13 protein-coding genes and 2 pseudogenes are annotated in these 20,213 nt (G+C 66.3%); 6 read left to right on the top strand and 9 right to left on the bottom strand.

The window, feature by feature from the left end:
* Nucleotides 1-68: 68 nt before the first annotated feature.
* The gene (gene yczE, locus ABD220_RS03165; protein ID WP_425552500.1) at nucleotides 69-716 is read right to left on the bottom strand and encodes a membrane protein YczE; all 648 of its coding nucleotides are present in this window, start codon (nucleotides 714-716) and stop codon (nucleotides 69-71) included.
* 228 nt (nucleotides 717-944) lie between these two features.
* Here yczE and ABD220_RS03160 point away from each other — a divergent pair, with 228 nt between their 5' ends.
* The 4 genes and pseudogenes from ABD220_RS03160 (at nucleotide 945) to ABD220_RS03145 (ending at nucleotide 4,053) form a co-directional block, all read left to right on the top strand.
* Nucleotides 945-1,649, top strand: a complete 705-nt coding sequence (locus ABD220_RS03160; RefSeq protein ID WP_344119879.1) for a sulfite exporter TauE/SafE family protein — start codon at nucleotides 945-947, stop codon at nucleotides 1,647-1,649.
* Between the two features lie 169 nt (nucleotides 1,650-1,818).
* Nucleotides 1,819-2,844 (top strand): zinc-dependent alcohol dehydrogenase family protein, encoded by a 1,026-nt coding sequence (locus ABD220_RS03155; RefSeq protein WP_344119877.1) that lies wholly within the window; start codon nucleotides 1,819-1,821, stop codon nucleotides 2,842-2,844.
* Nucleotides 2,845-3,240: 396 nt separating this feature from the next.
* Nucleotides 3,241-3,372, top strand: a pseudogene (locus tag ABD220_RS03150) (DUF6421 family protein); the annotation flags it as partial.
* Between the two features lie 3 nt (nucleotides 3,373-3,375).
* Nucleotides 3,376-4,053 (top strand): SDR family NAD(P)-dependent oxidoreductase, encoded by a 678-nt coding sequence (locus tag ABD220_RS03145; protein ID WP_344119742.1) that lies wholly within the window; start codon nucleotides 3,376-3,378, stop codon nucleotides 4,051-4,053.
* 158 nt (nucleotides 4,054-4,211) lie between these two features.
* Here ABD220_RS03145 and ABD220_RS03140 read toward each other — a convergent pair whose 3' ends face one another.
* From ABD220_RS03140 to ABD220_RS03120, 5 genes are all read right to left on the bottom strand, one after another.
* Complete coding sequence (locus ABD220_RS03140) at nucleotides 4,212-5,042, bottom strand: sucrase ferredoxin (protein ID WP_344119875.1); 831 nt, start codon at nucleotides 5,040-5,042, stop codon at nucleotides 4,212-4,214.
* 67 nt (nucleotides 5,043-5,109) lie between these two features.
* Complete coding sequence (locus ABD220_RS03135) at nucleotides 5,110-6,315, bottom strand: cupin domain-containing protein (RefSeq protein ID WP_344119741.1); 1,206 nt, start codon at nucleotides 6,313-6,315, stop codon at nucleotides 5,110-5,112.
* Nucleotides 6,316-7,093: 778 nt separating this feature from the next.
* On the bottom strand, nucleotides 7,094-7,996 hold the full coding sequence (locus tag ABD220_RS03130) for an AraC family transcriptional regulator (protein WP_344119739.1): 903 nt from the start codon (nucleotides 7,994-7,996) through the stop codon (nucleotides 7,094-7,096).
* A 2-nt stretch (nucleotides 7,997-7,998) separates the two neighbouring features.
* Nucleotides 7,999-9,111, bottom strand: a complete 1,113-nt coding sequence (locus tag ABD220_RS03125) for an NAD(P)-dependent alcohol dehydrogenase (RefSeq protein ID WP_344119737.1) — start codon at nucleotides 9,109-9,111, stop codon at nucleotides 7,999-8,001.
* A gap of 14 nt (nucleotides 9,112-9,125) precedes the next feature.
* Nucleotides 9,126-10,406, bottom strand: coding sequence for an MFS transporter (locus ABD220_RS03120; RefSeq protein WP_344119735.1), 1,281 nt, complete (start codon nucleotides 10,404-10,406; stop codon nucleotides 9,126-9,128).
* Between the two features lie 254 nt (nucleotides 10,407-10,660).
* Here ABD220_RS03120 and ABD220_RS18025 point away from each other — a divergent pair, with 254 nt between their 5' ends.
* Nucleotides 10,661-11,623, top strand: coding sequence for a YDG/SRA domain-containing protein (locus ABD220_RS18025; protein WP_425552503.1), 963 nt, complete (start codon nucleotides 10,661-10,663; stop codon nucleotides 11,621-11,623).
* A gap of 60 nt (nucleotides 11,624-11,683) precedes the next feature.
* On the opposite strand, the gene ABD220_RS03115 is transcribed toward ABD220_RS18025, so the two are convergent.
* The 3 genes and pseudogenes from ABD220_RS03115 to ABD220_RS03110 form a co-directional block, all read right to left on the bottom strand.
* Nucleotides 11,684-16,228, bottom strand: coding sequence for a helicase-related protein (locus tag ABD220_RS03115; RefSeq protein ID WP_344119733.1), 4,545 nt, complete (start codon nucleotides 16,226-16,228; stop codon nucleotides 11,684-11,686).
* Between the two features lie 195 nt (nucleotides 16,229-16,423).
* A pseudogene (locus ABD220_RS18020) lies at nucleotides 16,424-16,870 on the bottom strand (DEAD/DEAH box helicase); the annotation flags it as partial.
* A gap of 159 nt (nucleotides 16,871-17,029) precedes the next feature.
* The gene (locus tag ABD220_RS03110; RefSeq protein WP_344119732.1) at nucleotides 17,030-17,947 is read right to left on the bottom strand and encodes a hypothetical protein; all 918 of its coding nucleotides are present in this window, start codon (nucleotides 17,945-17,947) and stop codon (nucleotides 17,030-17,032) included.
* 1,809 nt (nucleotides 17,948-19,756) lie between these two features.
* Here ABD220_RS03110 and ABD220_RS03105 point away from each other — a divergent pair.
* Nucleotides 19,757-20,059 (top strand): hypothetical protein, encoded by a 303-nt coding sequence (locus ABD220_RS03105; RefSeq protein WP_344119730.1) that lies wholly within the window; start codon nucleotides 19,757-19,759, stop codon nucleotides 20,057-20,059.
* The last annotated feature ends 154 nt before the right edge of the window (nucleotides 20,060-20,213 follow it).

Here is a 20,213-nt window from a genome sequence, read left to right as displayed (position 1 = left end):
GGTCGGCGTCCCCCACCGGGGTGGGGCCTCCAGCGGGGACTGCAGGATCGCGGGCTCGGGCAGCGACGTCAGCGGTGGAGCCGGACGCTGAACCGGGGCAGCAGGATCTGGGCCAGCGGCCCGATGGCCAGCGCGTAGAGCACCGTGCCCAGGCCCACGGTGCCCCCGAGGATCCACCCGGCGAGCACCACGACCGCCTCGATCGAGGTGCGCACCACCCGCACGGATCCCCCGGTCCGTCGCACCAGGCCGGTCATCAGCCCGTCGCGCGGGCCGGGCCCCAGGTGCACCCCGATGTAGGCGGCGGTCGCCACGGCGTTGAGGAACACCCCGGCGAGCACGAGCAGCACCCGCAGCGGCATCGACTCGACCGGCGGCAGCACCACCAGGGTCGCGTCGAGCACCAGCCCGACCACCACCGCGTTGCTGATGGTGCCGATGCCGGGTCGCTCGCGCAGCGGGATCCACAGCAGGAGCAGCAGGATGCTGACCACGATGACGACCGTGCCCATGCTCACCCCGAACTGCCGGGCCAGCCCCTGGTGGAGCACGTCCCACGGGACCACGCCGAGCTCCGCCCGCACCAGCATCCCCATGGTGATGCCGTAGAGCACCAGGCCGGCGTAGAGCTGCACGAGCCGCCGGGGCAGTCTGCGCGACTCCGGCCGGTCGATCGAGCGGGCCAGGGCACGCGGACTCCAGTTCATGCGGATCATCTTCGCACCGCCGGGGCGTTCCCGGCGCACCGGGCCGGTGTCGACGGTGCGGCCGCGGCCCGCGCGGAAAGTCGTCGGACCCGCCGCGCCGTCGAGGACCCACCGCGCCGCCGAGGGTCCGCGCCCGTCCGGATTCCGCGCGACGCCCGGCCCACCGCCTCCGGAGCCCCGGAGGTGGAACAATGCACCCATTCCCTGTACGCGACCGGAAGGTGCTTCGTGACCGGCATGGAGATCGCCGTCGTCGCGCTCGTGGTGAGCGTGGCCTCCTGCCTCCAGGGCGCGATCGGCTTCGGTCTGGGCCTGCTCGCCGCCCCGGTGATCGCCCTGTTCGATCCCACCCTGCTGCCCGGCTCCATCGTCCTGGTGGCCGCGGGGCTCACCGTGCTCGGCGTGCTGCGGGACCGTGCCGCCGTGGACGTCAAGGACGCGAGCTGGGCCGTGCTGGGGCAGGTTCCCGGCACGGTGGCGGGAGCCCTGCTGGTGGCCGCCCTGCCCGCCCGGACGCTGGCCCTCGTCCTGGCGGGCACCGTGCTGCTCGCCGTGCTGCTGAGCGTGTGCGGGTGGCAGCCGCGGCCGCGGCCGGCCACCGTCGCTGCCGCCGGGGCGGCCTCCGGCCTCCTGGGCACGGCCACGTCCATCGGCGGCCCGCCCATGGCCCTCGTGTGGCACGGGTCCTCGCGCGCCCGGATGCGGGGCACCATGAGCGCGTTCTTCCTGTTCGGCACGCTGCTGTCCCTCACGGCGCTGACCGCGGTGGGGTCGATCGACCGCCGGACCCTGGTCTTCGCCGCCGTTCTCCTGCCGGCCATGGTCCTGGGCTTCGCGGCGTCCGGAGCGGTCAACACGCGGATCAACCGGCGCATCGTCCGGCGGGTGGGCCTCGGCGCCTCCACGCTGGGCGCTGTGCTAGTCCTGCTGCAGGCGCTGTGAAGGATCCGGCGACGGGAACCGGAGGTGGACGGCTCCCCCGCGGGGGTTCCCGGATCACCGGACGTCGGGGTTGACTGGGCACCGTGCCCCGACTGCGCCGCAGCGCACGAGCCGGCACCGCCCGTCCCGTGCCCGGGACGGATCACCGACCTGCGAGGAGAACCCCGTGATGCGTGGAGTCCTGTTGCACACCCCCGGCGACGTCCGCGTCGAGGACCGCGAGGTCCCGACGATCGTCGAGCCCACCGACGCGGTCCTCAAGGTCGCCGCCGCCTGCGTGTGCGGCTCCGACCTGTGGCCCTACCGCGGCCTCGAGGACGTCGACGGGCCCGCCCCGATGGGCCACGAGTACGTCGGCGTCGTCGAGCAGGTCGGCGAGGACGTGCAGAACGTGCAGGTCGGCGACTTCGTCGTCGGCTCCTTCTTCGCCTCCGACAACACCTGCGAGATCTGCCGGTCCGGCTACCAGACCCACTGCGTGAACCGGCAGCCCGGGGCGGCCACCGGCGCGCAGTCCGAGTACGTGCGCGTCCCACTGGCCGACGGCACCCTCGTGGCCACCCCGGGGCAGCCCGACCCGGAGCTGATCCCGTCGCTGCTGGCCGCCTCGGACGTACTCGGCACCGGCTGGTTCGCCGCCGTGGCCGCCGAGGCGGGCCCGGGCAGGACGGTCGCCGTCGTCGGTGACGGTGCCGTCGGGCTGCTCGGCGTGCTCGCCGCCAGGCACCTGGGCGCGGAGCGGGTCATCGCGATGTCCCGGCACGCCGACCGGCAGGCGCTGGCCCGCGAGTTCGGCGCCACCGACATCGTGGAGGAGCGCGGCGACGAGGGCGTGGCGCGGATCAAGGAGCTCACCGGCGGGCTCGGGGCGCACTCGGTCATCGAGGCCGTGGGCACCCAGGAGTCGATGATGCAGGCGATCCGCGCCACGCGCCCCGGCGGTCACGTCGGCTACGTCGGCGTGGCCCACGACGTCTCGCTGCCCGGCCAGGAGCTGTTCTTCTCCGGGGTGCACCTGCACGGCGGGCCCGCCCCGGTGCGCCGGTTCCTGCCCGAGCTCATCCGGCTGATCTGGGACCGGGAGATCGACCCCGGCAAGGTCTTCGACCTCACCCTGCCCCTGGAGCAGGCCGCCGAGGCCTACCGGGCCATGGACGAGCGCCGGGCCATCAAGGTCCTGCTCACCACGGACTGAGCCCACCCCGGACCGAGCTCCTGCCGGTCCGGTGACCGCCCGTCCGGTGACCGCCCGCCCGGTGACCGCCCGCCGGTCAGGCCTTCCTGACGGTGAGGATGACGTTGGGGCAGGAGCCGGCGATCCGGACCAGGGCGGCCTTCTCGGCGCTGTCGACCTTGAGGCCCCAGGGGATCTTCACCGTGACCCACTCCCCGACATAGCCGCAGTGGTTCCGCGGTGGCATCCAGGACTCGGGGCCGCGGGCATACATGTCTTGTGTCGTGATCGCACTTCTGGGGACAACCACCCCGACGACGACCGGGCCCGCCCGCTCACCGCTCTTGCGGGCCGGGAATGCACGCACGGCCACCCGAGCGGCCGCGCTCACCCCGGGGCGCTGCGTCGACGACGGGCGGGCCGCCGAAGGGCTGCACGGGCCTGGTGCTGGACGACGAGTTCCCGCTGTCGATGTTCTCCGAGGCGCTCGGCAAGGAACTGATGAACGTCAAAGAGTCGACAGCCGGCACCCGAGCCACGGAAGCTTGAGCCATGACCGACCTGACCGGACGCACCGTCCTGATCGCGGGCGCCACCAGCGCGTCCGGCCTGGCCGCGACGCGGACCCTGACCGCGGCCGGGGCCCGCGTCGTCGCCACGGGACGCCACGCGGAGAAGCTCGCTCCCCTCGCAGCCCTGGGGGCGCACACGGAAACGGTGGACCTCGGCGACGAGCGCGCCGTGCGCGACCTCGTCCGCCGGCTGCACGACCGCGGCTCGTCGATCGACGGGCTCCTCCACCTCGTCGGCGGCTGGCGCGGTGGCGGCGGGCTCGCCGGGCAGACGGAGGAGGACTACCGCACGCTGGAGACCTCCTTCACCGCGCTGCGCCACCTGAGCCGCGCCGTCGACGACGACCTGCGGGCCTCGCCCGCGGGCCGGCTGGCGATCGTGTCCTCGACCGCGGTGACCCGTCCGCTGGCGGCCGGCGCCAACTACGCCGCGGTGAAGGCCGCGAGCGAGGCGTGGACCCGGGCGGTGGCGCAGGGATATGCGAAGGCCGCCCGCGGGGCCGGCGAACCGCTGCGCGCCGCCGCCGTGATCTTCCGGGTGAAGGCCCTGGCCGGCCTGGAGGACCGTCTCGCGGCCGCCTACGCCGGACTGTGGGGTGCCGAGGCCGCGGAGCTGAACGACTCGATCATCGCGCTCCAGGCCCAGGGGGACTCCTGAACAAGGAAGCTCCGTGACGCGCAGCTGCGGGCATTCGCCCCGGACCACTCATCCGGGGCCCACCGGGAGGCGCTGGACGCGCTCGCCGCGGCCAGCGGCGGCCACCAGGCCGGCTACGGCGAGGGCACGGCCCGGCCCGATGCCCTCGACCTGTTCCTTCAGACGATGCGCATCGCGGTGAGCTCGTAGACCCTGGCCGAGCTCGTCGCCGGCCCGTGGCAGGTCAGCTGATGCGGCGGGGCGGCGTGGGACCGCAGTTCGACATCGATGAGGCCCGGCCGGCCGGTGAGACGGACCCGCCAGCGGTCGCCGTGGCGGACCGACTCGGTGACCGTGTAGTCGTGCCGGCCGGCCGGGCCGAAGCGTTCTAGCGCGGCCGCGACAGCGGCCTGCTGCGGTGGGAAGAGGTCGGTGTACCCGCGCAGGTACTCCGCGTGCACACGGCCGGCGAGATGCTCCTCGATCGTGGTGACGGCGGACTCCGCGTCGAGCCCTCCGTAGTAGACGCCGTCAGGGGCGACGACGACGTTGGCGGCGAACCGGTCACCGCCGACATGCGTGCACTCCCAGACCAGCTCCGGCCAGCGCTCGCTCAGGGCACGTCCCACGGGCCGTCCACGCACGGCACAGCAGGGATCGTGCTGACCGTGGGCGCAGACCAGGAGGACGGGTGGATGGCCGAGCTCTCCGGGGCCGCCGAGGGCCGTGGCGATCTCCGAGAGGTCCTCGTCGCCGCGCCACGTCCCCCATTGCTGATGACAGGCGCCGGAGCTGTCCTGGCGCAGCACGGCCCACCGGCTGGGGCCCCCACGGCTGCGGCGGCCGTGTCGCCGGACCAGCAGGATTCGCGCCCGCGCTGCCTGCGCGGCGGAGAACACGAGGTCCTTGGCCTCGGGCTCCAGATCCAGGCCGTCGAAACCGTTGACGGGCCATGCGCCTCGGTACTCGATGAGGACCCACACCACGCCGCGCGGCGCGGTGCCCGCCATCGGGTCGCCGCGCCCCCGGGCTCCGTCGGCGCACCAGAAGCGGCACGAGGCGTTCACAGTGGCGGTGTCACTGGTCACAGGGAACAAGGACCCCCGCCCGCAACAGTCGTTCGACGAGTTCGACGCCCAGGTCCCCCGCGGCGTGGACCTCACCGTCGAGCAGGCGCGAGACGGAGGGCAGATCGGTCTCCGGGAAGTCGAGCCACCCCACGCGCGTGCTCAGGCGCGGGCCGTCCAGGCGCGCTTCCAGTGCACCGCGCAACCGCACGTGCGACCCGGGGCCCAGGCCCTGGACAGCGGCGAGCTGGGCCAGCGGCCCCAGCGGGGCGGGGCGCCCCTGTCCTCGCCGGGTGCGGTGGAACCGAGGGGTGGGATCGGCCTCGGCGAGCGCGGCGGCCAGGCGCTCGCGGACGGTGTCGATCTCCCCGCCCGGGCCGTCGACGCCCAGGGGCAGTGACCGGCGCATCTCAGGATCCTCGGCCAGCAGCGCCAGCGCCTCCTGGGCGAGCTGCTCGGCCAGGCCGTGGCGGGTCCAGTTGTGGATGCCGAGCGTGAGGTGGACGGAGACCGCCCCCTGCGCCTGGGCCGCGTGCAGCCAGCCGCGCGGCAGGTAGAGGGCGTCGCCGGGTTCGAGCACCACGTCGAGATAGGCCTCGCCCCTCGCGGCCTCGGCCACGGCGGAGCGGCGATCGGTCCAGGGCTGGTCCCGCAACGGGCCCGGGTGCACCGGCTCGTGCAGGATCCAGCGCTTGGTCCCCTCGATCTGCAGGACGAAGACGTCGTGGACGTCGTAGTGGTCGTCGAACCCGCGGTTCTGCGGCGGGGTGATGTAGGCGTTGGCCTGCACCGGGTGCCCGAGCTCACCGCTGAGCGCGGCACTGAAGTCCGCGACCGGCTCCCACGTGCGGTGCAGTGCCTGCAGCACCAGCGTGGCGCCCTCGGCGAACCGGCGCCACAACGCGGTGTCGTCGAGCTGGTCGCCGATCGCGGCGCCGACACCGGCGGGAGACGTGAAGGACGAGTCGGGGAACGTCGACCCGTCCTTGGCCACGCGCAGGAAGGGCGTGCGCAGCCCGCGGCGCGAGATCAGTTCGTCGACGGCATCGGCGGAGAACAGATCGGCGAACCCGCCCGCCCGGCGGGTGAGCAGCGGTGCGCGGCCCCAGACGTCACGGGCGAACCGCTCCCGGCCGATGTCGATCAGGCGGGTCTCCAGGACCCCGGCGCCACTCTGGGCGCCGGGGTCCTGCCCGTCAGCACGAACGAGGTCCACGCTCAGAGGCCTCGTGCTCCGGCTCCTCCGTCGGCACCGCCGTCATTGACACCCGGGGCGCCGAAGGTCCCACCGCCGGCCGGGCCCTCGGCACCGCTGTCAGCGCCGCCGTCCGCGCCGCCGTCGTGGACCCCCGGGGTGCCGGACGCCCCACCGTCCGCGGGGCCCTCGGCACCGCTGTCCGCACCGCCATCGGCACCGCCGTCAGCGCCACCGTCGTGGACCCCCGGAGTGCCGGACGCCCCACCGTCAGCCGGTCCCTCGGTGCCACTGTCAGCGCCGCCGTCGGCACCGCCGTCGTGGACCCCCGGAGTGCCGGACGCCCCACCGTCGGCAGGGCCCTCGGCACCGCTGTCCGCACCGCCATCGGCACCGCCGTCAGCGCCACCGTCGTGGACACCCGGGGTGCCGGACGCCCCACCGTCGGCGGGACCCTCGGCTCCGCTGTCGGCGCCGCCGTCCGCCCCGCCGTCGTGGATCCCCGGGGCGCCGAAGGCTCCGCCGTCGGCCGGACCTTCCTGCTGGCCCGGTTCCTGCTGTGCATCAGTCATGCTGGCCTCCTAGATTCGAGTGACCGGGCCGTCACCGGCACCTGGTCACCAAGACAGGCGATCCTTGAGCGATACCGCCCATGTCGAGGCTATCCGTGCAGCGCGGGGGAGGGAACCGTCCCGCTGCCTCGGCCCGTCGGACCACGGTCCGGAGCGCTCACCGCACGGCTCGACCGGCGCGACGCGCGCCACCTCCGCCGGGTGCACGACGACGACGGACCGCGTCCTCAGAGCTGGTCGATCCGCCGGTACCGGGACGGGGTGGTGCCCGTGGTGGCCCGGAAGTGCCGGTTGAAGTTGGACAAGTTGGTGAAGCCCACCCGGTAGCAGATGTCGGAGACCGGCAGGTCGGTGCCGCGCAGCAGCCGGCAGGCCTCGGTGAGCCGCATCCGGGTCACCGTGCGGTTGAAGCCCACCCCGGTGGCCTTGGCGAACAGCCGGGAGAACGCGTCCCGGCTCAGGCCCACGGCCTCGGCCACGTCCGGGACGAGCATCCGCCCGTCCAGGTGCTCCGTGATGTAGCTCAGCGACCGGTTGAAGACCTCGGCCTCCTCGGCGCCCAAACGGTAGGTGCCGCCGTGGCTGTCGAGGTAGCGGCGCTCCGCCTCCGGGGACTCGGCCAGGATGCCCAGCAGCTCCGCCACGGCGGCCAGCCGGCGGAGGCCGAACGTCCCGTTCACCGCCTCCATCGCTTCCGCCCCCTGGACGGCGGTGCGGCCGGTGAACTCGATGCCCCGGGCCGCGGCTGCCAGCAGGGGCCGCAGGGCCTCGAGCTCCGGCAGCGACCCGGCGGCGGCGAAGAACCGTTCCTGGTCGAACTGGAGCACCGCGTCCCGGTTGCGGACCACGGCGTCGTCGTCGCGGTGGGAGATCCAGTTGTGCGGCAGGAAGGAGCCCATGATGCTCAGGTGGCCGGGACCGAACGGCCCGGCGTAGTCGCCGGCCATGACCGTCCCGGAGGACTTCCGGATCAGGTGCACCTCCACCTCGGGGTGGTAGTGCCAGCGGGCCAGGGGGTGGGGCCAGTCGTGCTGGTGCCACCGCACGGAGCTCGACGGGTCCGGGATCACCAGTTCCCGGACCGGGGAGGTGACGTCCTCCGTCGTCGTGCTCCGTGCGGTGGCAGCCACGGTCAGTTCCCCGTCACGCGGATCTGGATCTTGGTGTCGGTGGGCCGGCCCTCGGCGCCGCGCTCGAACGCGGCCACGGCGTCGGCGAACGGATAGGTGGCGCTGATCAGGGCGCCCAGGTCCACCGCCGGGGACGCGGCGAGCTCGATGGCCCGCTGGTAGGAGTTCGCGTAGCGGAACACGGTCTCGATCCGCAGCTCCCGGGCCTGGGCCGCGGCGACGTCAAGGGGCACCGGGTCCACGGGGATGCCGACCAGGACCACGGTCCCGCCGGGGGCGGGGAGCTCCCACAGGTTGCCGAACACGTGCGGGCTGCCGCTGGCCTCGAAGACCACGTCCGCGCCCCAGCCGTCGGTGGCCTCCCGCACCGCCTCGCCGAGGTCCTGCCGGGAGACGTCCACGGCGTGGATGGTCGGATACGCCTCGATCTTGGCGAACTTCTCCGGCGCCACGTCCGAGATGTACACCCGCGACGCCCCGCTCGCGGCGGCCGCGATGGCGGTCAGAACCCCGATGGTGCCGGCGCCCACCACCACGACGACGTCGCCCGGCGCCAGGCCGGCCTTGGTCACCGCGTGCACCGCCACGGCGAAGGGCTCGATCAGGGCGCCCTCCTCCAGCGAGAGCTGCTCGGGCAGCCTGTAGGTGAAGTCGGCGGGGTGGACGATCTCGGGCTGCAGGCAGCCGTCCACCGGGGGCGTGGCCCAGAACTGCACGTCCGGGTCCACGTTGTACATGCCCAGGCGCGCGGCCCGGGAGCGCGGGTTGGGGATGCCCGGCTCCATGCAGACCCGGTCCCCCACGGCCAGGTGGTCCACGCCCTCCCCCACCTCCAGCACCGTGCCGGAGGCCTCGTGGCCCAGGACCATCGGATTCTCGACGATGTAGGGCCCGATCCGCCCGTGCGTGAAGTAGTGGACGTCGCTGCCGCAGATGCCCACGGTGTGCACGCCGATGCGCACCTCACCGGGGCCCACCGGGCGCAGACCGGGGACGGGCCGGACCTGGATCTCGTGCTGGCGTTCGAGGACGACGGCGTCCATGGTGCTCTCCTGGCTGTTCGGGGTCTTCGCGGCGGTCGCGGGGTTCGTGGTGGTGAGCGTCGTGGGATTCATGGTCTCAGGTCCTTTCAGGCGGCGACGGCGAGGCGATCGCGGCGCGGGAGCATCCGGCCGGTCGCGGTGGTGATGCCGGGCTGGGGCGGGTGGATGAAGAAGGTGGTGAGGGTGCCGAGGAGCATCAGGCCGGCGAAGACCCAGCACACCCCGACCGGGCCGAGGACGGGCAGCAGCAGGGTGGCGATGCCGGGGCCGAGGAACGTGGTCAGCCCGGAGGCGAGGTTGTGGGCGGAGATCGCCGCGCCGCGGTGCTCGGGGGCCAGGGCCGGGAAGATCGCGCCCATCGGGACGAACGCGGTGACGGACAGGGCGAAGAGCACGGCGGCCCCGACCATCGCCGGGAAGCTGGGGCCGAACCACACCGGGACATAGGCGAAGGCCAGGACCGCGAGGGCCATGCCGCCGAAGCCGAACCAGCGCATCTGCCGCATCCAGCCGTAGCGGTCCCCGAGCCGGCCCCAGACGATGTTGGCGCCGATGGTGATGGTGTTCATGATCGCCCAGAGCATCATCCACTCGGGCAGGGAGAACCAGGCCGCGCCGCCGATCTCGCCGGTGGTCAGGTAGAGCGGCATCATCATCGGGAAGGCGTAGAGGGTCAGGTTGCACAGCACCCGGATGACCACGGAGAGGGCGATCTGCCGGTTCTCCACCAGGATGGTCACCCCGCGCAGCAGCTCTCGGGTGCGCTCCGCGCCGTGCAGCTTCTGCGAGAGGTCGGTCTCCGGCGGGGCGCCGGGGACCAGGAAGGCGCACATCAGGGTGCCGGCCGCCACGAAGGGCAGGGACGCCCACAGGGTGGCGTACTCGCCGATGACCGGGACCAGCAGGCTGGGCACGTAGGCGCCCATCACGCCGATGCCCAGCGAGAAGGAGGCCCAGAACCAGCCCATGGCCGAGGCCAGGCGGCTGGGGTGCACCGACTGCGCGATGAGCACCACGAAGGAGTACATGAACAGCGGATAGGCGACCCCGCGCAGGGCGTAGATGAGGATCGTGCCGAGCACGCTCTGCAGCCCCACGGTGAGGAACAGGACGTGCAGGACCATCCAGAGGACGCCGCCGAGGACCATGAGGCGCTTGGCGCCCACGACCTCGGCGAGCACGCCGGTGGTCCAGGCCGAGATGGCGACCACCAGCCCGTAGACGGTGAAGACGAGGCCGGCCTGGGTGGGCGTGAAGCCGTTCTCGACGAGGAAGCGGGACAGGAACGTGAGCTCAAAACCATCACCGGTCATGAAGACGGCGAGGGCGAGATAGCCGAAGAGCAGGCGGCGGGGCATGCCGAACATGCGGAAGCACTCCTTCGTGGACACCAAGTGGGAGGCACCTGGCGAGCAGAAGAGCGGGCAGCCGGTGCGCGATGCCCTCAACGCTACGGAGGTGTGACGCGGGCCACTAGCCGATTAATCCCTTGTGCGTTGATACTTCTGTGCAAGCAACTCATCGGATGTAGTTCCAAAAGCCGGACTCCACCGCTCGACGGAAGTGAATGACCGCGCGATTCACTGGCGTTCCAGCACAAGGAGCGCTGTTGTCATGAGTGATGCGTAATAGACATCCCCAAGCCCCGGATAGATGTTTCCGCATCTATGCTGGCGACATGGTCGCTCCTACACAACTCAACCTCGGTGAAGTTCCGGGCATCGATCCGGGAACCACATTCAAGACCCGCAAAGCAGTCAAAGCAGCGGGACTGCACCGACACCTCATGAACGGCATCAGTGGCCTCGCCCCTGCTCCGGCAGAAGCCATTGTCATGAGCACGGGTTACATACAAGACCAGGACTTAGGCAGCAGCTTGTTCTATACCGGGATGGGAGGTCGAAAGGATCGCCGCCAAGTAGAGAACCAGTCCTTCGAACAACCGTCGAACGCCTCCCTAGTCATCGCGCAAGACCTGGGGACGCCTGTACGTGTCATTCGAGGCTACGTCAGCACTAATCGAACGCCCGAGTTCTACGAGTACCGTGGGCTTTTCCGCGTCACAGACCACTGGATGGAGCCAGACCCAGACGGCTACTGGATGTGCAGATTCCGCTTGGACCCATTCGTCAGATTTGATTTCGACGCAATCGAGGACTCAGCCGTGAGCGTCGGCAACCCCACCGCACCGGCATCGCAGGTAGGACCTGCCCCGCGAAATTTTAAAACCGTTTCCAGGATCATCCGCAATACTGCTGCCGCGCAATACATTAAAGACATGTACTCCGACCGCTGTCAATTCTGCGAGACGCGGGTTCGACTTCCTGGCCGGACGTACTCCGAAGGAGCGCACATCCGAGCCCTGGGTAGGCCTCACGATGGTCCCGACAGCCCTGACAACATCCTGTGCCTATGCCCGGTGTGTCACCTTCAATTCGACAACGGAGGAATCCTGATAAATCAGGACCTCCGCATCACTTCCTCACTCGAACGTCGCCTACGCCCCCAGCTGCTCCTGAATGCATCCCACGCGCTCAGCTCCGAGAATGTCGCTTATCACGCACTACTTTGGGGTGCTGCCTGAGCTAAAAGGGACTACGCCCAGGCACGGAAGAACGCGGATACGGCCCCGTGGGCATGAAGCTTAAACCGCTTTCAAGAGGTTGTTGAAGATTTTAATAGGATTCCGATCAAGAACGTAAGTGTCCGATACCGTCACCTCGTAGAGTCCCCGACCCCGGAGTTCACTCACGGCTCGCTTCACCTGCGGATTCCAGTTTGCCTCGTCGTGGCGCCATAATGGGTGCCCGATGAGGACCGCCGCGACTCGACTCTTCCCCGCCACAAGGACGGGAATGCCGTTGACTAGGTCTTCAGATATCTGAAGATGAGGCCCGTATCCGGCGATAAAACTTCGAGTCAAAAGGTCTGTCCGATCCGCCCACTGCGAAACATCAAGATCCTGTCCAAGCGCGAGATTAATCACATCGAGCCCGAGACGCCAATCGAGTGCCCAGTGATTAAATCGGTTCTCGTAGTTCCGCAGGCAGCCAGGACAAGACGCCGTGCATGCCGATCCATGCGGCTCGCTGCGAAGGCGCGTGCCCGTGTCGCTCTGGATTGACCTGAGAAGACGTTCTAGTGTGGCAGGCTCGCCAAGTTCAAGGGCGTAACCAGCACCGTTGTCGAGCGCGTCTGCCAGGAAGACTCGTGCCGATACAGTCTCACCGTTTCGCGTTGGCTGAAGGCCCACTTCTAGTTCGGCTTGGTCGATGTCGAGATAGGCCTTGGCTGCGTTGCGCAAGAACTCCGCGAATGACAAAAGCGCCCCGTGTCCTGCCGGGCACTGTTGTCGACGCGTCGCCACGGAGCCGTCAGGCAGGTTTAGCGAGTCAAGCCCCAGAAGTAACACATCGGTTCTACGTACTTCGCCGATTGCAGCATCGTCCAGATCAGCCCCGCCTGTCCGCATGAACTCTGGAAGGGGCCGACGATAAAGATCTCGATTCAACGCAATCACGGAACCATCGGATTGCTTACTGAGCCTGAAAAGTTTCCGGTTGTTGTCGTTCACCGAGACAACTTCCGCCTGTTCAAGGAGTTGCACGGAGGTGCCATGCAACCACTGCCGTGCGCCCATTTCGGCATTCGCGGACAGCTCGGAGTACCCCGCGTACATCGGGGTGATATGGGTGTCGTCGTAGTCGGGATTGCTATAAATTGTTCGGTAACCTTCAGGCTGGTAGACCGAGAATCCCCTCATCGGCTCACCACAGACCGAGCAGTCCAGTGCTTGGTCGTTGGGACGCGTGTCCAGACTTCCACAACCTTCACAGCGGTGAACCGGCAGCGAAGCCCCAAGCGGATCCCTAGGGCGGGCGCTCTTGCCCACGATGTTGTAGGCCGCGAATCCCACAGTGAGATGTTCCGCTCCGTCTTTGACCACTACCGCGCCGGGAGCGAAAGCGGTAGTGGACATCCTTAGGTCACGGTCGGCGACAGTGAATGTCTTTGCATCCGACGCCCTCCTAAGCGGCCTTGAGTAGAGCGGCCGAACGCGACTAGGAAAGCCGAACATGGGGAGCACGCCGGCATTGGCGAGTAACTCACTCAACTCGGCATGACTAAAATACGGATTCCTTACGGCCTCGTCGATGTCGATGACAAGTTCATTCCGTGCCCAGTGCACCAGCTCCGCGACACCCAACTCGGTGAACGCCGAAAAACGATCGCACACCCGGGGAATCTCACTCGAATCATAAAGCCAGTCCTTGACATCGTCTCTGCGCTGCGGCCAATCGGCACTCAGACCGAACGTGCCGTGGATGCTATCGCTTGTTCGTCTCGGCGCATTTGAGACTGTCAAGAATGCTTGCCGAAGTAGCTCGGCCGCAATGACTCGACGAACGATTCTGGGCCGTGAGAGGTCGATGAAAGGAGGCGGCGGGTCGGCCGCAGTCATCAACTCGGGATCTTGGAAATAATAGTCGTCATGGGCGCGATCGCGGGACACCGTTAAGGCGAACGAGAAGGGCTGTCCCGAGCGACCAGCACGGCCTACTCGCTGCTGGTAATTGAAACGTTGCGGAGGCATGTTCGCCATTGCCACTGCCCGTAGGCTGCCGATGTCGACGCCGACTTCCATCGTCGTCGTCACTGAAAGCAGATCAAATGGTTCGGCCAGGGGGCTTTCAAGCGGCGGCGGAAGTACCGCACCTTTGAACAGCCGCTGCCGAGTTCGTTGGTCTGCCAGACTGGTCTGACCCGTTAGTTCCGCCACGCGCATCCGTCGCAGCGGCTGGCCTGCGAGCCACCCGTAGTAATCGGTATCCTCGATGCGAGCTTGCTCACTGAGCACGCCCGCAAGACAATCCATATTAGTGCATACTCCGGCGGATGGGTGTAAATGCGAGGTCCCGCAGTTCTCGCAGACCCAGACCGTCGCACCTGGCAGTCGGAGTTCGAGTCCGTCTTGGCCGGTCTGCGTTTTGAGCGTCCAGGACTCGTCGGCAATTCCATTCTCGCGGAGAAACTCGCCAATGCACGGGACAAGCGCGTCTTTGGCTAGACCGTACTTCATGGCGACACGGCTCAGGTAACTCTTGACCACCTTTGGAGGGGTATTTGACATGGCGACGTAACCACCCTCAAAACGTTTGGCGATTCCCAACAGCCGAATGACACTCGCGACGACATCGCCCGCGACCTTGGGCGGCACGCCCCAATCTGCTGGTGCGAGGGCGCGGGCTCTTACTACGCCCAGGCGAGTTGACTCCAAATCTCTGGAGGCTCGGTCAAAGACTGCTTCGGACACGGCTTTGGCAGTAAGCCGAGCCCGGTCCTGCTGTACAGGACGAGCAACATCCGCAGCCAGCGGAATCCAGGCGCCGGCGTATGGCGGCTCGTAGGCCTGATACCAAGGCGCGTCCCCCACGCTTTGGGCGACAGATGGGCCCGGGCCGGCCGGATTCACGCCAGCTGTTAGCAGGACGTGTTCTGCATCGCGTATTAGCGTGGCCCACGGCAGTGAATCTGCCTCTCGCTCTGCGGCTTCAATTACGACATAGTCGGATGCCTCGGCTATCCCGACATGTTCAAGGCGCAGTTTATCGTACAGATCGCGTCGGCGAATTTTTAGCTCCGCAGCCGCTACCTGCCCCTCCGCTGTCAGGTCACCACGAATAAATGCCCGGAGCAGGGGAACGGGGTTCTCGCGTTCATGAAGCAACTGTCGGACCACCTGCCGCACTTGGTCTCTAAAGTTGTTGAGCGCGATTCCGGCGGCGATCCGGGCCGAGTCATCACGACTGTCCGTGAAGACGATCGTCCTTGAATCTGCCGCTTCTGACCCAAGGCTGCGGAAGAGCTGGGAAACAGCCATTTGGTTGAGTTGCGAGCGACCCGAAGTGTGTGCTCGGATTGGTGATCGGACCGATCCAGCGAAGTACACGGCGGCATCCCGATTGTCCTGGCTTCCTCCGCACCGCGGGCATGTCTCCGGTAAGGCGGGAAGTGATAGTTCGGTGTCTTCACCGGCGTTGTGCCTGAGCACAACTGCGTGGACGCCATTTCCACTGGGCATCAAGGCGCCGAGCTTCGGATCCCACACGGCGGCTCCAAAGTTGAGTTCCACCGTGCTCTGATTATCGTCGATGTCGACAGGGACCCGATGGCGAGCGGGTGCATCTGGCACGGGAGAACCAAGCCAGAGCCAGCGGTACTCATCGTCACTTCTCCGGTAGACGAAGTCACCAGAGTTATCACCAGGCGAAACAGGAGTCGTTGATAGTACTACCGCGCCGCGGTCTGGACGATCGACGATGTATCCGCCAAGGCTCACATCTCCGCACTCGAAGCAGTAGAGCAACTCGAGGACCCGTGCGCCGCAGTCGAAGCAGGTGGAACGCGGAGTGTCGTACATCCTGCCCATACGACGCCCGGTACCCGGATTTCCGCCGCTGCACTCAGGGTCTGAGCAAGCCCAAAGACCGCGCATGCCTCGCATCATCACGTGACCACGGAATTGGAGTGCAGGTTTCTCCAGACGGGCAAGGCCTGCAAGCATCGCCGCAAGCGCCTCGTCCCTATCGGCGGAGTCACCAAACAGGCGCCTGGCAATTTCGCCGTATCGAGTTGCCCTGGGGCGGCTAGTAGGTGTCTCGGCGCACGCCATGGCTATTACTTCGGCCCAGCGTCCATCGACCGCAGCAGCTGCTTGACCTTCGGGCTGGAGCGCCAGGACATTTTCAGCCGAGGGTGTGGATGGTGACTCCAACTTCCTAGGCACACCGGGCTCGATCACAAAACTGCGACGATCGACTCCGAAAAAGCGCTCCAGGTAGTCCAGGCCGGAGTCATCACTCGGGAGCGACGCGCTGGTGGCGATAATGCGAAACTGCTCAGAGGACGGATCCAGGCCCAGCCGGGACGCCAAATTACGGACTACCATGCCGACTTCGGCGCCCGTACTCCCCCGATAGAGGTGGAGTTCGTCGACGACGAGCGTGAAAACGTGATCTTTCGAGCGTTCAAGCCACTTCTTCGTCGACTCAAAAATTGGCTCCTCGACATCGCGCATGAGCATGACGTTTAGCATCGAATAATTGGTGACCAGCACATCGGGTGGAGTCGCAATCATGTCCCAACGAGTCACGAGTTCACCTGCGAACGGATCCTGGAACTGGCTCATGAGTTCTGCATCGTCTGTCTTGGCGAGGCGGACGTTGAGGCGTGCTAGGTCGCGCATGTCCCGAGCGACGTCGGAAACAGGTCCCCCCGACGCCCGGCCAGACGGGATACGGCCTGATCCGGGAGTCGCGCCTGTGTAACGACCGAACCACACGTCGATCGGGTCGGACTGTTTTCGAAGTCCTCGGACTGCCCGCCTGAGACGCGCGACCTGATCTTCGACGAGAGCATTCGTCGGGTAAAGGATTATCGAGCGGACGGCGGCCGGAGCCGTGTCAATTGTTCGGGCAGGACTCCAGTTGTCATTTTGTCGCTTAATGTCCCACCAATCATAAACGGGCGTAAGAGCCTCGCTAGAACGCTTCTCCATCGCGATACGGGTCAGCATCGGAATGAGGAACGACTCCGTTTTCCCCGATCCAGTCCCGGAAGTCACTACGGGGTTGTGCGAACCACTGGGTGCGAAATGAACGCTGACTGCCGCGGCTTGGTGCTTACGGAGCTTAACGGACGGTAAGTCGTCCGCAGTGACACCGAACACGGACCGGACGACGTCCTGCAGATCGCGCACATCGAGGCCGACGGCGGTTGCACATTCCTCAACTGTCGCAATGGCGTCGTAAGGGAGTACAGGTTCAAGCATAAGCGGCGCGAAGAGATTCCCTTGCCCCTCCAGGAGGAGGCGTCGTCGTTCTTCCGCCAAGTTGGGATCACGGAGAGCATAGGCCGTATCGATGTACCGAAGAAATGCTGCACGGAGGTCCTCGGCGACCTGGACAGGAGTTGGGAATGACATATGACCTCACTGGAGCAATTGGGTAAAAACAGTATTCGCAACATCGCGCGGCACTGACGGGTAGTGCAGCATGCGGTGCTCAACGATTTCGCGTGGCGCTCGGCCCGAGCAAAGAGAGAGTGCGCGACCGTAGAGCCCCGGGAGATCGGCACCCAATGGCACCACAACTGATCCACTACGCGAGTGATATCCGGCAAGTGGATCATTAGCCCAGAGGTTCGCGATGTGCTTCACTAGCTGTGCATTGCCGATTGCGACCGTGCCCATCTCGATATCATCGGCAGAGCGAATCACATAGAGTGCGTCGAAATTTTTGAGACGATAGGCGCCGGCCAAGTGAATCGAATTGGTCGCGTGCCAGGATGCGGAGTTTGTGTCCCAAGCTTCCGCGGTCCGGTACTCGGGCACTGCAAGTCGTTTCAATTTCGAAGCGACTTCACTGAGCGCGGGCAGGTTTGCGGCGATCGTGAGAGAAGGTGATTCGTCTAAGACCGTCACACCGATACGGGCGAGCAACGCAGAGGCTGGCAGAACACCAGTGATTTCAATCCGAGCCAGCTCGGCGTCAACGGATTCAGACACCTGTCCATGCTCACCAATGAGTTCACACAGTTGGTTAACTAGAATTCGGGAGCGTGAACCGATCAACACCCAACATCCTGGTCCGATTGGCACGAGCGTTGCTGAATTGACCGCCCATTCGGCGACTCGGAACCAGTCATCCCGAGCTACATCAATGTGCCCGACAATCTCTTGGCGCCTGAGGAAGGAATCAGCGAACAACCCCGATCCTTCGATTTGGGCTGCGATCCGCTCGAACATCGCGTATGAACCGTGTCCGAGATGATTCAGTGCGTCGAAGACAACCTGGAAGTCCGGCTCATTCGACTGGGGCAGCGGAGGTATGGCCACATTGCGACTCACTCCTGCGAGATCCTGGTCTTGTCGACGAGCAGCCCACGCAGTTGCCGCGAACCGCCGGAGGAGACCGCAGGTGGTGCACTCGCCTGCAATGGTTTGAGTCCGCGGGCGCCCCGGCATCACCGGCGGCAGTATGAAGCGGTGCATCCCAGTGACAAGGCACGAGTCGTCAGTCATTGGCATGCCGACTCGAACACGCCGCTGGGCTATTTCGGCTCTCGGACGCTCTCGCGGTACGAACTCGCGCATTACGTCACGCTTCTGCTGACGACACATAGCGAGTTGAACAGGCCGCGCGCCATTCACGAAGCGCTGCCCCTCCACGGCGCCCGCTCGAAGAGGCCAAGCCGGTCCTGCGTCGGGTGAATACACCAATCGGAGATCCGCTTCCTCCACGCGGAATTGCGGCGAGTCCGCTGAACGCAGACGCAAAACCGCGGTTGAAGAAGGTCGACTCGCCCCGTCTACGAACATTGCTACGACGTATTCCCCATCTACAAGTCGATGTTCGACCAAAGGGACAACCGCAAGCTCACCATCCTGGTCGGCCTGTACAACGACTGTTGCTGGGTCTACGCGCGTACCCTCGTGAACGCGAACAGTCAACGATGAAGCCCCGGCAGCCAGAGCTACAATCTCGGGGGGCTCAAGCGATGACCATTTCCGAAGCAGACCGGGCAAGACGAACCCTCCACGGAGTGACAGGCTTGTCCGTGCGCGGGGAGTCAGTGGGAGAAGATCAAAATGAATCAGCTCGGTGGTGGCAGAGATAATTTGAACATGCTCGTAGACGAGCCACCCTTCGGGCAATCCGCTGAGACCCGGCAGTTCTCGCCATCCGGGCCGTGAGTGGGCCGCAAGATGCGCTTCGACTCGCAGCCGAGCATCGGCCCTCACCAGGATAAGATTGTCCTCGCCCAACGCGATGAGTTCGACCTCAACATACGCACCCTGCAAGTCGTCCCAGCGTAGGGGCACCACACGCCTCGGGCGACGCGCGAATGGCCTGCTCTCGTCACTCCCAAGACCGCCAGATAACGCTTCTCCGGCGAGCGATGAAGCGTTAACTCCCATGACGCTAGACAAGCGAGTAGAGCCTCCGGGACCCGATACGGTCGGCACCGACAACTCGCCTTGCACAAGGTCAAATCGGGCAGTGTCTGGTCCAACCGACCTGTACGAGAACATGAGGCTGAACTCAATTGACCTGCGAGGAAAAGTTCGCAGGAACACAAGCAACCGAGTGGTAGGGACTCGCCGACCGGTATCGGCAGCTACGTGTCCCGAGCCGTTCCAGGCCTCTAGCTCGATGCATGCAGCAACCACAATTCGCTCTCGCGCCGCTGGCACCCTCCAGAGTCGCCTCAAATGGGCAGTAAGTGGGCTCGGCGTCTTAGTGGCATACGAATCCATGGCTATTCCCATATCGCTCGGCGAAAGCCGCAATCTCGGCATCATTCCCTCGAGCTCGAAAAAAGCGTGGAGTCCGGAGCGATCATGCTGGCGCATGACGGCTTGCGACATTGGAAGACCAATGAAGGCGTGTCCACCTATCGCGTAGGCGGTAGGGATCCCTCGCTCACCCTCCCAGGCTTCGAGCCAGCCATTTAGAGAGCCCCACAATTCATCGGCATGGCGTCGGTAGTCTTCCTCAACTCGATGTTGTTGATTGTCCGGTACTCGCAGGAGTCGGTGAAGTCGAGAGTAGTAATTGTGGGCCGCGAGGTTGCCATCAGCATGCATGTTCTCCGCGGCCAATGTGAGGACCATCAACAAAGGTAGTGCTGGCGGAGTCTCAAGAGGTTCACGCCGATGCATACGGGTCGCCTCAGCCTGCCACCTAAATGGAGCCACTCTAAGGTCGTCGAGGACGAGCTTCTCTCGCACTACGTCGGCGATCGCCGTGAGGGCATCCCCCTCGAGCTGGGCACCTGCAGCGATGCGACCCAGCGCCAAAGTATCGGCAAGCGTGTAGACCGGGGAACCGGCCTGGTCGGATCCGAACAATTCATCGGCGATTGCCTCACTCAATCGATCGTACGCGCAACTCATGGTCATTCTCCCTGCACCTCATTGCTGTTCCTGCGCTTAATTGTGCGCCTGCAAATCCAATGAGGGTCGCCGACACGCCAGGACTGCTTCCAACCAAGTCACCCAAAATACAAGTGCCGGCCGTGCACACCAAAATGGATGGAGCCAAAGCGAGGCTCCATCCCTCACGTCCAATGGGGAAATATCCGTCGGCTGCAAGTTTCCCTAAATAGTAAAA

Origin of the sequence: Kocuria aegyptia (assembly GCF_039530085.1) — a bacterium.
In the GTDB taxonomy this organism is placed as follows: Bacteria; Actinomycetota; Actinomycetes; order Actinomycetales; family Micrococcaceae; genus Kocuria; species Kocuria aegyptia.
The sequence above is the reverse complement of the archived record's forward strand: the minus strand, read 5'-3'. Positions and strand labels throughout refer to the sequence as shown.